This window comes from Pseudomonas silensiensis, from assembly GCF_050434865.1.
Classification (GTDB): Bacteria; Pseudomonadota; Gammaproteobacteria; order Pseudomonadales; family Pseudomonadaceae; genus Aquipseudomonas; species Aquipseudomonas fluorescens_W.
This window is the reverse complement of record NZ_JBNDJH010000004.1, coordinates 1-13,888: the sequence shown is the minus strand read 5'-3', so window position 1 is coordinate 13,888 and position 13,888 is coordinate 1. Positions and strand designations below refer to the sequence as shown.

At 57.2% G+C, this 13,888-nt stretch carries 17 protein-coding genes and 1 pseudogene; 11 read left to right on the top strand and 7 right to left on the bottom strand.

Translation table 11 applies throughout. The features are described from left to right. Positions 1-62 precede the first annotated feature (62 nt). The 11 genes and pseudogenes from QF010_RS06635 (at position 63) to QF010_RS06585 (ending at position 8,858) form a co-directional block, all read left to right on the top strand. On the top strand, positions 63-320 hold the full coding sequence (locus tag QF010_RS06635) for a hypothetical protein (protein WP_429532649.1): 258 nt from the start codon (positions 63-65) through the stop codon (positions 318-320). 100 nt (positions 321-420) lie between these two features. Next, a pseudogene (radC, locus tag QF010_RS06630) lies at positions 421-915 on the top strand (RadC family protein). Between the two features lie 52 nt (positions 916-967). Next, positions 968-1,714: a DUF5983 family protein gene (locus tag QF010_RS06625; RefSeq protein ID WP_429532648.1), complete on the top strand. Its 747-nt coding sequence runs from the start codon at positions 968-970 to the stop codon at positions 1,712-1,714. Between the two features lie 105 nt (positions 1,715-1,819). After that, positions 1,820-2,362, top strand: coding sequence for a PFGI-1 class ICE element type IV pilus protein PilL2 (pilL2, locus tag QF010_RS06620; RefSeq protein WP_429532647.1), 543 nt, complete (start codon positions 1,820-1,822; stop codon positions 2,360-2,362). Continuing rightward, entirely contained in the window at positions 2,359-3,030 is a 672-nt protein-coding gene (locus tag QF010_RS06615) for a chemotaxis protein (protein ID WP_429532646.1), read from the top strand. The genes pilL2 and QF010_RS06615 overlap by 4 nt, the downstream gene beginning before the upstream one ends. A 9-nt stretch (positions 3,031-3,039) precedes the next feature. Further along, complete coding sequence (locus QF010_RS06610; protein ID WP_429532645.1) at positions 3,040-3,759, top strand: TIGR03759 family integrating conjugative element protein; 720 nt, start codon at positions 3,040-3,042, stop codon at positions 3,757-3,759. Then, positions 3,741-4,289: a lysozyme family protein gene (locus tag QF010_RS06605; protein ID WP_429532644.1), complete on the top strand. Its 549-nt coding sequence runs from the start codon at positions 3,741-3,743 to the stop codon at positions 4,287-4,289. The genes QF010_RS06610 and QF010_RS06605 overlap by 19 nt, the downstream gene beginning before the upstream one ends. After that, entirely contained in the window at positions 4,286-4,801 is a 516-nt protein-coding gene (locus QF010_RS06600; protein WP_429532643.1) for an integrating conjugative element protein, read from the top strand. Before QF010_RS06605 ends, QF010_RS06600 begins: the two co-directional genes overlap by 4 nt. Positions 4,802-4,810: 9 nt before the next feature. Continuing rightward, positions 4,811-6,970, top strand: a complete 2,160-nt coding sequence (gene traD, locus QF010_RS06595; RefSeq protein ID WP_429532642.1) for a type IV conjugative transfer system coupling protein TraD — start codon at positions 4,811-4,813, stop codon at positions 6,968-6,970. A 40-nt stretch (positions 6,971-7,010) separates the two neighbouring features. After that, positions 7,011-7,739 (top strand): TIGR03747 family integrating conjugative element membrane protein, encoded by a 729-nt coding sequence (locus tag QF010_RS06590; protein WP_429532641.1) that lies wholly within the window; start codon positions 7,011-7,013, stop codon positions 7,737-7,739. A 138-nt stretch (positions 7,740-7,877) separates the two neighbouring features. Continuing rightward, a complete protein-coding gene (locus tag QF010_RS06585) occupies positions 7,878-8,858 on the top strand; it encodes an integrase domain-containing protein (RefSeq protein WP_429532640.1) in 981 nt (326 codons plus the stop codon). A 281-nt stretch (positions 8,859-9,139) separates the two neighbouring features. On the opposite strand, the gene QF010_RS06580 is transcribed toward QF010_RS06585, so the two are convergent. The 7 genes from QF010_RS06580 to QF010_RS06550 all read right to left on the bottom strand — a co-directional run bounded on the left by QF010_RS06580 (position 9,140) and on the right by QF010_RS06550 (position 13,555). Then, a complete protein-coding gene (locus tag QF010_RS06580) occupies positions 9,140-9,688 on the bottom strand; it encodes a hypothetical protein (protein ID WP_429532639.1) in 549 nt (182 codons plus the stop codon). 125 nt (positions 9,689-9,813) lie between these two features. Further along, the gene (locus QF010_RS06575) at positions 9,814-10,029 is read right to left on the bottom strand and encodes a hypothetical protein (protein ID WP_429532638.1); all 216 of its coding nucleotides are present in this window, start codon (positions 10,027-10,029) and stop codon (positions 9,814-9,816) included. Further along, positions 10,026-10,550: a hypothetical protein gene (locus tag QF010_RS06570; protein ID WP_429532637.1), complete on the bottom strand. Its 525-nt coding sequence runs from the start codon at positions 10,548-10,550 to the stop codon at positions 10,026-10,028. Before QF010_RS06570 ends, QF010_RS06575 begins: the two co-directional genes overlap by 4 nt. A gap of 37 nt (positions 10,551-10,587) precedes the next feature. Next, positions 10,588-11,250, bottom strand: coding sequence for a hypothetical protein (locus QF010_RS06565; protein WP_429532636.1), 663 nt, complete (start codon positions 11,248-11,250; stop codon positions 10,588-10,590). A 96-nt stretch (positions 11,251-11,346) separates the two neighbouring features. Beyond that, on the bottom strand, positions 11,347-12,045 hold the full coding sequence (locus QF010_RS06560) for a hypothetical protein (protein ID WP_429532635.1): 699 nt from the start codon (positions 12,043-12,045) through the stop codon (positions 11,347-11,349). A 470-nt stretch (positions 12,046-12,515) separates the two neighbouring features. Beyond that, positions 12,516-12,785: a hypothetical protein gene (locus QF010_RS06555; protein WP_429532634.1), complete on the bottom strand. Its 270-nt coding sequence runs from the start codon at positions 12,783-12,785 to the stop codon at positions 12,516-12,518. A gap of 188 nt (positions 12,786-12,973) precedes the next feature. Next, positions 12,974-13,555, bottom strand: coding sequence for a hypothetical protein (locus QF010_RS06550; RefSeq protein WP_429532633.1), 582 nt, complete (start codon positions 13,553-13,555; stop codon positions 12,974-12,976). Positions 13,556-13,888 lie beyond the last annotated feature (333 nt).

The window sequence follows — 13,888 nt, the reverse complement described above, 5'->3', positions numbered from 1 at the left end:
CGATGTTCCTCATCAAGGCGCTCCCTCGAGCGCCTTTTCTTCGATCAGACAGGAGAACCAACATGGAATCCTTCTGGCTTTGCGACGAGTGCCTGATCGCTGCGGCTTACGAAGACTACAGCACGTTGTCGCTCTACTACTCGACGAATGAAATCGAGAAACGTATCGCCGGCATCCATCGTGGACTGGTTCGCTTAATGCCCATCAGTGCCGACTTCGATCCCCGAGCCGGTTGGGGAATAAGAGCCTTTTCCCCGTTGCCCTGCGACGGCTGTGGTTCACCCCTACACGGTCAACGCCACCGATTCACTCGGCTGTAAACAGCGCGTCATCGGCTAATGCCCGCGACTCCACATCCACCTCGGGGACACCACTCCCCTCGGGCGTGTCCCCCTGATTGTTCCCTTCGGAGGTACCACCATGAGCACCCAACTCACACTGATTGAAACCTCGGATGTCGAGGCTGATCGTATCGTCCAAGAAAACCAGGTGATCGACTAAGCGCTGCAGATACTGGATCGTCGGTTGTTCGCCCGCGGCCCTGACCTGACGTCGCCTGGCGCCGTGGCCTCCTACCTAAAACTGCATCTTGCGCAACAAGAGCATGAAGTCTTCGGTGTGATTTTTCTCGATGCCCAGCACCGGGTGCTGGCGTTCGAAGTCCTCTTTCACGGCAGCATCGATGGCGCCAGCGTTTACCCCCGCCAAGTCGTTAAGCGCTCCCTAGCGCATAACGCAGCGGCCGCCATTTTTGTTCACAACCACCCCTCTGGTTGTACGGAACCCAGCCAGGCGGATCGCGTCTTGACCGCACGGCTTAAGGAGACCTTGGCCTTGATCGAAGTGCGTGTACTGGATCACTTCATCGTCGGTGAAGGTCGTCCGCTCTCCCTTGCCGAACATGGCTGGCTTTAACCCTTACAGGCGCCTTGGGGCGCCTGGTTCATTTTCATCCTGGAGAACCCTCATGAATCCCACACACCAAGCCCCAGCCCTGCTGACGGCCTCAAACCCATTTGCTCGCGGTTACGACAACTTGCATATCGAACGGCTGCTGCTGATCACCAACGAGAACGACCGCCCTCCCTGCTTTCTCCCCGTACATGACGCACAAGCCCATCTGCCCGACGATGAGTTGCAACTGTTCCCCTGCCTGTTCAATGACGATTTCGCCTTGATCAGCGAAGGCCAATCCATTCCGGATGAGTTGGATGAACGCTGTCAGTCCACCGGGCTGGTGCGCCAAGTGATCTATGCCGTGATGGTCGAAATACTCAACGAGCGGCATCACCTCGGCGACCTGTACTCCCTGGAAGAGGCTCAAGCCATGGTCCATCGCTTGAGCTTCGAAACGGGACACTACAGTCGAGCCTGGGAAATCAGTACCGCCCACCTCACTGAAGAAGCATTGCGCTACTTGGAACGCCGGGCTGGCAATTTCGACTCCAGACCAACCGGTCTGCTGTTCGAACCCTTTGCCCTGACAGACTGCAATGGCGTCGGGTGTAAGCTGATCGGCACGCCCTGGACCGACGATAACCTGGTGAAGATCGAGTGCCGTCCTTACTCCTCGCTGAGGCAAGAGCAACTCGATGCTGGTACGCCAGTAGCGTTGATCGAGGTGCTGTACCTCGCGGCATTGGCGGATGTGCGATTGTTGATCTTCGACCCCGACGCTGCCGTTTTGGATGGGCTCGCCCTTTATGGCGAATAGCAACGCGTTCAGCGTTAACACGACCCATCATGAATCAACTTTCTCACTGAGTCGCGCCTTCACCTCTGTCAGGTTCTGCACTGAATCTGACATGAGGTTTTTTCCATGGAGCGTTTTTTCACGCCTGTCTGCCTGCTGGGTTTGTTGAGCGCCTGCACCGCGCAAACCCCCAATACATTGCCGACTAATCCAGAGATCGACAATGGCTCCAATCGGGCCCAGCTCTCGAGGGGGCCAATCGAAGGAAGCCATCCGGCAGAACTCCGCTATGGCCGCTATACGCTGATCAGCACCGAGCCCACCACGGAACAACGCGATCTTCTTGCCCAAATCATTGACGTGAGCATCCCGTCCAGCCTGAACCCTTCGGTGCAGGATGCATTGCAGTACGTATTGCAGCGCTCGGGCTATTCGCTCTGCCCCGTTACCGCGTCCGTGAGGGTGCTGTTTGCTCGGCCCCTGCCCGCGGCCCATTACCGGCTCGGCCCGATCTCTTTGCGCCGCGCGCTACAAGTGCTCGCTGGCCCCGCCTGGCAACTCACGACCGACGAAGTCAGCCGTTCGGTCTGCTTCGAACAGCAGAAAACGGAGGCCGGCGTCGCGCGGGTCACACCCGTCTTGCCCCATCAGTCGGAGGCACGGCCATGAAAGCCTCAACGTTTCAAACCCTTATTGTCGGGCTTCTTTGCCTGGCAATTGCCGGCCTGAGCGGTGGTTTGTATAACCAGTATCAACGCGTGGCCGAACTGCAGAGCACGAACACGCAATACCGACAAACCCTGGACTCCCTGCAACATGATTTAAGCGCCCTCAAGGACGCCCAGGAGAAACTGCAGTACGCGCTGAAAGACCTGAAGCAGATGGTCGATACTGGTGAGCAACAGGCCAATACCCTCGATCCGATGTTGGATCAGTGGGCGCAAGAGATACAGGAACTGCGCGATGGTCTCGCAGCCCGCGCCACCCAGGCAGACCTGACAGCGCTGCGCGCACGCATTGAACAGGTCGAGCAGCAGCTCCTGGACCTCAGGACAAAGCCATTCCCTCCACCGCCGACACCTTCTGCGACCAAACCGAAAAAGACCGCTCGCCCCAAACCCACCCCGCTCTCGCCACCGTTTTCAGTATTAAGTGTCGAGTCTCGCGGGGGTGAGCGCTTTCTGGCGGTCGCACCTCATGACAGTCGCTCGCTCACGGATGTCCGGCTGCTACATAGCGGTGAGCAGCAAGGGGCTTGGCGCCTGAAAATACTGGAGCCGAACTCAGCCATCTTCGCGGTGGCCGCTCAGCCAGATCAGACCGTGCTCCTCCCTTGAGAAGTGATCATGAACAGAGCGCTACTGCCCACCGTTGTCTGTCTCGCTTCGTTACTGGCCATGGGCGCTGCGATGGGCAACCCCGTCACGACACAGTCACGGACCCAGGACACGCAGTCTGCTCCGTTGGGGCGCTCTGACGCTGAACAGGCGGCGAGCTGGGGTCTGACGGAGCAGGAGTGGACGCGCTTTGAACAGATCCAAGCCGGCCCGCGCGGTTTCTGGAGCCCGAACCTCGATCCGTTGACCGCACTCGGGGTCGAGGCCCAGACCGACCAAGAGCGCCAGCGCTATGCCGAATTACAGGTAGCGCTGGAAGCTAAACGCGCCGAGCGCGAGTTTGCTTACCAAAACGCTTACACCGCGGCCTGGGCCAAGCTGTTTCCCGGGCTGCTGCCGATCCAGGGCATGGCGTCCCCGCCCCCTGCCAGCTCATCGGTCATGCCGCGCCAGGCCCTGTTTGTGGAGGACCAATGCCCAGAGTGCACCGCCGAAGCGCAGCGTCTGCAAAGCAGCGACACGGCGTTCGATATCTATCTGGTGGGCAGCCAAGGCCAGGATGAACGCATCCGTAGCTGGGCTCGGCAAGCGGACATCGATCCGGCGAAGGTCCAACGCCAGCAGATCACCCTGAACCATGACCGTGGTCGTTGGTTCAGCTTGGGTGCCCCGGGGCCGTTGCCTGCCACATTTCAACAGGTGAATGGACAATGGCAACGCCTCGACTGAGTGGTATTGCGCTCATGCTGACAATGCTCGCCGTCCAGGCTGACGAACTTCCGCCTCCTGCCTACCAACTGGCGGCGCATGACGCCGACATCCCTTCTATGGTGCTGTTCGCGATTGCCCTGCAGGAGAGTGGTATCCGCGTCCGTGGTCGACTGCGGCCCTGGCCCTGGACCCTGAACATCGCCGGAACACCCTACCGCTTCGCCACTCGCCAGGCCGCCTGTCACGCCTTGCTTCAGGCACTCGCCCGACATGACGCCAAGCGGGTCGATGCCGGTCTCGGGCAAACCAACCTGGGTTACCACGGACAACGTTTTTCCAGCCCTTGCGAAGCCCTTGATCCCTACCGAAATCTCGCCGTGACCGCCGCGCTGCTGCAGGAGCATCACGATGCCACCGGTGATTGGGTGTTGGCTGCCGGGCGCTATCACCGTCCGGCAGGAGGCACGCCAGCAGCACGCTACCGTGCTGGCTTTTCCCAGAGACTCGAACAGCTGCTGATTTCCTTTGAACAGGGCACACCACCATGAAGCGAATCCCCATTGTCTGTTATTGCATCCTGCTCTTGGCACCTTTCGCCCAGCCGGAACTGACCGTTGCCGAGGATCAGCCTAGCGACTTCACCCGCCCCCATTTTCAAGTTTCCAGGCCGCCAATAAACAACAAGACCCAGCCTGATCGGGCCATGCATGCGGACCTGTCCACGTTTGCCGATGAAGCCTGGATACTGCCCATCCGCAGCTCCCACTTGAGCCCCGGCCAGATCACATCTCGCGCCCTGAACATGCCGGGCTTGCGGCCATTTTTTCTGGTCGGTGACGATCCCCAGTCGCTGACTTGGCTGCGTCAACGCGCGGCTGAACTGCAGGAAATGGGCGCGGCTGGCCTCGCCGTCGAAGTGGCCGATAATGAAGCCCTGGCCCGGATTCGAGCAGCCGCTCCAGGCATCACCATCCTGCCGGTCAATGGCAACGACATCGCTACCCGCCTGCAGATCGAGCACTACCCCATCTTGATCACCGCCACCTCACTGGAACAATGAGTCCGAGCCATGGCCGAGCATGCGATGGAGTCCAAGCTCCGGCCAGCAGTGGAGCTGTACACCGTAGCGATCTGCATCGCCGCCGCGGTGTTGTGCGTGTACTCTCCCTGGGCCGTGGCCCTGTCACCCGAGATCGGGCAGGTTGCGGCGCTGGCCTATGCCCTGTTCGGCCTGATCCGCCTGCGACAAGCCTGGGAGGTGTTACGCTATCGACGCAATATCCGCCGGCTGCCCCGCTACGAACTAACCAGTCGCCAGATTCCGGTCAGCCGAAAGCGTCTGTTCATGGGGCGCGGCTTTCGCTGGACTCGCCTGCACACCCAGCGCTTGGTCGAAGCCCAAGACCCGGCGGTCGCTCACTATGTCGACCAACCGACCAGTTACCGCCTGGCCCGTGGACTCGAACGGCGCCTAGAACATGCACCGTTTCCGCTCTCGACATTGGCCCGTGTCACCGCCTGGGATAGCGCGTTCAATCCGTTGCGCCCTTTACCCCCGGTCGGAGGTTCGCCGCTGTTGCATGGGGTCGAACCCGATGAAACGGAAGTCAGTCTGCCGCTGGGCGAACGGGTGGGACATACCCTCGTGCTGGGCACTACCCGTGTTGGGAAGACCCGGCTCGCCGAGGTGTACATCACCCAGGACATTCACCGCGTCGAACATGAGGTGGTCATCGTCTTCGACCCGAAGGGTGATGCCGACCTGCTCAAGCGCATGTACGTCGAAGCCAAACGCGCCGGGCGGGAAAAGGAATTCTATGTTTTTCATTTGGGCTGGCCTGAGATCTCCGCGCGCTACAACGCCGTGGGACGTTTCGGGCGCATTTCGGAGGTAGCATCGCGTATCGCCGGGCAACTCAGTGGCGAAGGCAACTCCGCAGCCTTTCGCGAGTTCGCCTGGCGCTTCGTCAACATCATTGCCCGGGCCCTGATCGAACTGGGTCGACGTCCGGACTATCTGCAAATCCAGCGACATGTGGTCAACATCGACGCCCTATTCATCGAATACGCCCAGCAGTTTTTCGCCAAGACCGACTTGAAGGCGTGGGAAGTGATCGTCCAACTGGAAGGCAAGCTCACCGAGAAGAACATCCCCCGGCATATGATCGGGCGCGAAAAACGTGTGGTGGCCATCGAGCAGTACCTGACGGTGAAGCGGGTATTTGATCCGGTAATGGACGGACTGCGTTCGGCGGTACGATATGACCGTACTTACTTCGACAAAATCGTTGCGTCGCTACTGCCGCTGCTGGAGAAACTCACCACCGGCAAGACCGCCCAGTTACTGGCCCCTAACTACACCGATTTAGATGACCCGCGGCCAATCTTCGACTGGATGCAGATCATCCGAAAACGCGGCATCGTCTACGTCGGTCTGGATGCGCTGACCGACGCCGAGGTGGCCGCCGCTGTTGGCAACTCTATGTTCGCCGACTTGGTCTCGGTCGCCGGGCACATATACAAACACGGCATCGACCATGGCCTGCCCCAATCGGGTAACAACAGTGACAAGTTGCCGATCAACCTCCACGCCGATGAGTTCAACGAGTTGATGGGGGATGAGTTCATTCCGCTGATTAATAAGGGCGGCGGTGCCGGTATCCAGGTAACCGCCTACACCCAGACTCTCAGCGATATCGAAGCACGTATTGGCAACCGCGCCAAAGCTGGCCAGGTGATTGGCAACTTCAATACCCTGCAGATGCTCCGCGTGCGCGAAACCGCCACCGCGGAACTACTCACCCAGCAGTTGCCCAAGGTTAACGTGCTGACCAAGACCCTGGTGTCGGGTGCCACCGATACCTCCGATCCTGAGGCCAACACGGACTTCACCTCGTCCTCACAGGACCGTGTCAGCAGCACTAGTGTGCCGCTGATCGAGCCTGCTCATATCGTCAGTTTGCCCAAAGGGCAAATGTTCTCCTTCCAGGCCGGTGGGCAGCTCTGGAAAGTCCGCATGCCGTTGCCAAAACCCTCCAACGACGACGCTATGTCCAAGGATCTGCAGGAACTCACTCAACGGATGCGGGCGGCCTACAACGCGCAGGCGGGGCAGTGGTGGATCGCAAGCGGTGGCGGCCCGACGCTCGACTTCGATCCAGATCGGGTTACGCCTCCACGCACTTCTTCAGCGGTGGTTGCAAGTGTTCCTGCTCAGGAGGCCCCATGACACCGTCGGCCCTGCAGTGCATCTCGCGGAGTCAAGAAGGATGACTTCAGCTCAGAACCCTACACCGCAACCCATCCAGCGCCCAGGGCTAATCGTCTCGGCGATTAACCTGGTCCTGCACGTCATCGGTTTGCTGATCGCCTCGTTGCTGTTCTCGATTCTGATCGAGTGGGCCGGTCTGCTGCTGTTCTGGGGTGATCAAGGCCGGCGACACAGTCAGGCGATGCTGAGCAGCGAACTGGGCTGGCTCAGTGAGCACTTCACATCCTCACTGATTATCCAACAGCCTGGACAGACGATTGTCCAGTGGCTGGATTTCCTCCAGCAGTGGTTACTGGACAAGACCGGTTTTACGGATTTCGCCCAGCAGGCGCGGGCGTCGGGCCAGGACAACGGCTTCTGGAGCGGGCTCAATCAGCTGTATGTGAGCATCGAGGATTTTGTACTGGCGGCGGTGTATGTCACTTTCACTTTCGTGGTGCGTCTGACCATTCTGGTCTTGGCGACCCCCCTGCTTCTGCTGGCCATGTTCACCGGCTTCATCGATGGTTTGATGCGCCGCGACCTGCGTAAATTCGGCGCTGGGCGCGAAAGCAGCTTTGTCTATCATCGGGCCAAGCGAGCGGTCATCCCACTGCTGATCGTGCCCTGGATCCTTTACCTGTCCCTACCCTTTTCGCTCAACCCAATGGCGGTATTTCTGCCTTGCGCCGTGATGCTCGGGGTCGCCATGGCCATCACGACGGCGACATTCAAAAAATATCTCTGAGTGCGACACGAATGCTTATCTGCGGAAGTGTTCAGGAGGCTAGCTCATGAGAGGCCCAAGCTCCCAGTCGTAAGGAGCCGCCAGTCCCGCGTTAGTGGAGAACCCTCACGGGTGTTTGGCTTCGAGAGGAGTTTGATCATGGCATTGGTTGGTAGACGAGATGGGCGCAATTTTGGCTATGGCCGACAACTGAGTTATGCCGGACCGCAAGCCTTGCGCGATCTTTTTGGCGGCGGGCATTACGCCACGGTCAAGGCGCACAGTGATCGCTGGCAGGCGTTCGTCCGCTGGTGTCGTTCGGAGGATGGGCCGGGGTTTAACGATGCGCGACAGATAGATCGGCAGACCTTGCTGGACTACGCAGGGCATCTGCGCCAACAAGTTGAACAAGGCGCTATCGGCATCGCCACCGCGCAAAACCGGTTGTCCAGCGTGAACCGGACTATGGCGGCGCTTCGCGGCGATCAGTCTGTGGCGGTGCCGAGCCCGAGTAAGGTCTTGGGAATGCGGCGTACCAATGTTCTTCGCTCGACGCCGCAAGGCCAAGACCATGAGCAGGTGAAGCGGATCGTCGACGTGCTCTGCGAACACCAAATGCCGCGCGCGGCGGCCATCGTTCAGTTGGCGCGAGCCACCGGCATGCGCTTGCGCGAGGCCATTTTGGCCGACCTACCGCGCCTAAAACATGAGACCGAACACTACGGCAAAATCAACATCCGAGATGGCATCCAAGGTGGCCGCTCACGTGCGTCGGCGCTTCGTTGTATTACGGTAAATGATCCTATTCGTGACGCGCTGAAATTTGCCGAACAGGTTTCACCCAACGGTAGCCGCAATCTGCTTGCACCGAACGAAAGCTATGTCGATTTACAACGGCAAATCGTCCGCCCCGCACGAGAGATCCTCCATTCGCACAACCTCAAAGGCTTCCACGAGCTTCGGGCCGCCTATGCGTGCGAACGCTATGAGCAGAGCACTCATCATCTTGCGCCCATCAACGGTGGCCGTTGCTACCAACTCGACCGACGCCTAGATCAGGATGCCCGAGTGCAAATCAGCTACGAGTTGGGACTCGGCCGTATCGACCTGTTATCGACTTACATTGGTGGTCGAACATGAGTAAGCCATTCGATATGAAGCCGTTGCTACTGCTCGCGAACATAGTCCGACATGATCGGATCGGCCGTGACGTGTGAATTGTGCTGGTGGATCTTTGGGAATGGCATGGTCTTTTCCTTTGTGCCACTACATGTAGTGGTAGATCAGCTAGCCAGCGACACCATATGTACGAACGCCGCTTTTTTTCGTTGTTCGTGGAGCTAGTGATGGAGGGGGTTGACTTATCGCCCTGGGCGACATCAGCCAGCACGCCCATAGGCGCGGAAGCCGCTTTTTCTCGATCACGTGGAGACGTCGCTGGAGACTTGGAAAACCATCTGCATTGCTGCTTTTTGAGCAGCCCGAGTATGCGCGGTTGCGTCTGCCAGTAGGTGCGCGTGAAAGCGGCTCAAGGCATCAACGAACTCTGTCGAGAGCCAGTGGTAGTCCACGATCACTACTTGGCTCCGAGTAATACCATGCGCCGTCAGTACGGGATTGAGCATGCTTTCATCCGGTTGTGATTCGCCGACAACGTAATAGGCAAGCTTCGCTCTACCATCCCTGTAGAGGTCGGACTCAGCTGCTCCGGTATGAAGGAGGCCGCATCTTGCCGCCCACAGGTCCTCAGCGTTGAAGTCGAAAGTGTTGCCATTGAACAGAAATCGGTTCACCCAATCCTTAAAGCCTCGGCCGCCAGGCTCGCCTGCTGCGTTCAGCCAGGACATGTGGTCGATCGCCGAATAAATTAAGGTAATTGCATGGGTATGGTGCCCCGCCTCCATCAGCGTGGTGATTGCTGAAAGGTTGGAGCTGAAGGTGCTGAAGATTCTTCTATCAAGCTGGGTCATAGTCGTACTCATGGCAGTGTTTTTTTCGTGTCAGTTTCCTAGGCGCGAAAACTGCGCCCTGGTACTGCCCCCAATTAAGGGGTGGGGTGTTCGCCGCTGCCTACGGCTGCGGCCGGGGCATTTCCTCAACCTTTTTGCTCGGGGCGTTCAACCGGGGTAGCAGTAGCCGTCAGCATGCGGCTGGTCGGCATCCGAATACGCCGGGCACTGCCCATTCTGTGGGCGCACGCCATCTGGTTGGCCATCCCCGGTGACATCCCGACCGCCGTAGCCATCGCACCCAGCGAGCGCACGCTGAGACAGACCGCGCCTAAGGTTTGAACGGTAGTTGGTTTCTTCACGGTTTTCCTTCGAGAACTCGCACAGGCTTCCCAACCTCGCGCTCAATCGCAGCTAGGTGTCCCTTTTGACGGTCAACAATATGAAGCTCAACTAGCCGGATCAGCTTACGTAGCTCGTAAAGACGATCAAAAGGAAAAGAGATTTCGTACTGCAGGTGAAGCACAAGCTCTCCTGGCGCTTGCTCCTCACGAACTGTCACCGACTCAAACTCGTTTTCGTCATTGTGCGCAACGTAGGTATGGCGCAATTCCATGATTTTTTTGTGTTGTTCCAGACACGCCTCCTCAGCTTTAAAAATCGAGGAAGCTTCAAGCTTATTCCGACCTTTCCCAGTACTGACAAAGCATTTCGCATACGAGTTGAGCGCGCTTTTGAAGTGTCCTAAGAACTCTAGGATCGGGATGTATGAATTCCAGAGATGAGGATGGCCAAGCTCTTCTGCTTTGCCGATGTAGTAGCTGGCTTCGTGAATCTGCCGCATCAGATGGATCTGACCCTTATAGCTGCTCAGCGCACTCATAGAGATTTTCCGTTATCCGATCACGGGTAAGCTAGCGTCAGATGCGTTTGGAAAAACCAGTAACTGTCTTTGCAGGTGCGGTTTCGAAAGCAGTTGAGCGGTCATGGGCCTCGATTACAAAGGCGCGCATATACTGTTTTACCAACGGCTTCAGGCGCTCGTAAGCTTTGTCGAGGTCGAGGAGCTCGGCGTTTTTAACCCATACCGGATACTTGTTCGCCAGATCCGCGTCAGCCTTTGACCCGGCGTGTTTGATCAGGTTGTTGAGCATTCTCAACTCATCCACCGCCTCGAAGCCTACGAGCTTGGAACCGTCAATTTCTAACTGGGGTACGCCAAGAAGAATTTTACCGATCTTCTTTTGGCCGATATCTGGAAACGTTGATCCAAGCACACGCTTTATGTGTGTCTCGACTTGTCGATATAGACCACTGATCGCGAGTGCATGACCGAGCTTCTTAGCTTCACCTAGTTGGTAAAAATCATCCTCGAGGAAAGACTGGTAGGCCTCCATTTCGCCTTCGTTCTCGAAGCTATCCGCGCTCAATCCTTCATACTGTTCACGAAGGTGTTTCTCGCTCTGACTTGCAGCAGAGTGCAGCAGCGAGTGGAATTCATCCAGCACGTCAAAACTGTGTAAAAGATGGATGGTCCTCAGGCTCCGCCCGAAGCTGAAAGATTTTTTTGGTGTGGTGCTCATATCTGTTCCCTGCTCGATCATGAGGGCCGAAAGCACCCTGTTCCTATTGCAAAGCCCGCAACAGAGGCGGGCTGATGGCACAGCGATTTTCCTAGTTCAATTCATCATCAGCCGAGGAGGAAGCTCTACAAGTGCGTCCATCGCGTGGATGAGACATGCTCCATGAATGAAATGGATAAGCCCGGCATCTTGTCCGGCTCTGATGACTACACCGGCGAACAAATGAGGGTCACCTGATATGAAGACGGGTGATCCACTCAAACCATCAATATCATCCACATGACCAAAATCAGTACGCATCGTAATCACTGCGTCAGTGAGCTCCCCCACCAAGGGGCCACTGAACGCTGCCAAGTCAGCCACAAATCGTTTCGTATCGTAGTGAAATTCTCTTCGACATTGCGGGTACCCGACAGCCAGAAACACTGAATCCTTTTTGAAATCCTCGGCCGGAACTATGAAGGAATTCAAATCTAACGCGCTCATCAAAGCTGGGGGATTGCTGGCCATTATCTGACTATCGACCCGGAGAACCTTCAGATCACTACGCTCTTCAGGGCCAAAAACGGCTTCATAGTCGAACGGCAGCGCCCAATCATACCCTGGGATAAATATGCGAAAATTCTCAATCGTAATCCCCATATTTTCCCAAGAGTGACGAGCACAAACTACGAAAACCTGACCCCTATACTGGCAGATAAAGGCTGTCCCACTGCCGATGAACTGGTAATAGTCATCGTCGCACGCAATCGTTATTGGCCTAATAAAAGTCTTCATCGCTGAGCCGAATGTCATCGCAGCTTTTTCCCCATGCTGCCGTGTCTTGGTTTGAGACCAGCTTTTGCAACACTCAAGAAAGAAAGTCCTTGGTTGGGCGGTCCTTACTGGAGCGGCGCAGATGCTCGTGACGCTTTGAAACCGCCTGTAGATAACATTGATCGCAACAGGCGTCTTTAGCTGCACTGGCTATGGCCGGACTGTTCCGCATCGAGTATCGGCCACAGACGCAGCGGCATACCCAGCGACCTTTTCGGTCAGCTGAGAGGCCTAAAACCGTAAAGCGTCCGAAGCGCTCCCCGGTGTAATTCTTAAACGAAGGGTTTGCCCGAGCTGCATCAGGTATTGGTTTAACTGCCAGTGGTAGGTCGGAGTCCAGACTGGTTTCATTTGCCTGGTATTCAAATTGCTCCCCCTCGCGACAACCCGCGCTGCTACCGCGTCAATGGGCTTCTCATTGCCTGCTTTCATTGGTATTTCCTATGCGATTACGCTGGCTGCTCGACCAACTCGAAAACAAGTCCGTCCTTACGGGTCAACGTTAAGCTATCCACATGACCTGCGATGTGATCCGGGTATTTTGGGGAACCGTCAGGTAGGTTGACGCGGTAGCGGAATGTCCCATCAGCTTCAACATCACCAACATGGTGAGAGCCGCCTTCATAAAAGCAGTTGTCCTGAAGAAAACCATCACTGAACTGTTGGCTTCCGACTGGGCGTAAGCGATATATCTTCCCGGCTTCCATGGCTTGAGTCATTAGGTAGTCCCTCGATTAGCGGACGCGAAAATTGGCGTCCTTCTACTGACCCGGCCCAGCATGGGCTGGGCTTGGGCGTTCCTGCGACTTTTTCCGTGGCTCGTTGAATTGGTGGTTGACGGAGTGATTTGTCGCCCTGGATGGCCAGGACTTAGGCGTACTTGGGCAACTTTTCCTTGCGGCCTGAGTTAAGCATCGTCCTGGTACAAATCAGGGTCGAGGTAGAACAGATACGGGCCTAGCGATTTCAGATCTCCATTGCCGCTCGCTATCTCATCAAGAATCTCGTCGGCGGCATAGTCACTCATGCGTGCCATCCCTTCGATTTCCTGGCGTTGGTACGCCCGATCAATCCCCGGTAAGCTCCGACGATAGTGCGAAAGATGCGCGAGGGTGCCGGCGAGGATGATCGCCTGGGCGCAGCCATCTGCTGATAACCCAAGCTTCTCAGCAGCATGGAGGATTGCCATCGCGTTGCGCTCGATGGTCCCAGCAAGGCGGTGACGCGGCAATGACCCGTTTAACACCAGCTTTCGAGCGGCACCGAGAACATAAGGCAGGGATGGGGCAGTCTTGTGGTGCAAGGCATACCACTCGCCGACCTGCCGCATCTGGTCTTCACTGGCGCCAGTTTCAGCCAACGGCGCCGACCACATGTCGAATGCGCTCTTGGGGACCTGTTCCTCCTCAGGGAAGCTGCTCAGGCAGGCTGCGAACGCTTTCACCAGTTGGTAACCAGCCAAGCTCACGGGCTCATCGAAGATATTCAATTGGTGGTCCTCACTTCACAAGTTCGGTATTTCGGAAAACCCGGGGGCGCTTCTAATGGCTCAGCCCGCACGACGGCGGGCTTGTGGGTGCTCGATCTTTTCCTTCCTTTTCACTTGGGATGCCACTGACCAAGGCCACCAATGTATATCTGGGGCGGGTAGGCGTGGCCAACATCACTTCTGGCACCATGTTCAGGTTCATAAGTCGCTGGGGCAACCTTTCGCCGGCAGGTATGTGTGTAGTGGTCTAATGAAACCGGACACCCATTTAGGCGAGAATGCTCGCCAGATCGAGGTGTCAGATGACCAAACAACGCCGCTCCTTTACTCCTG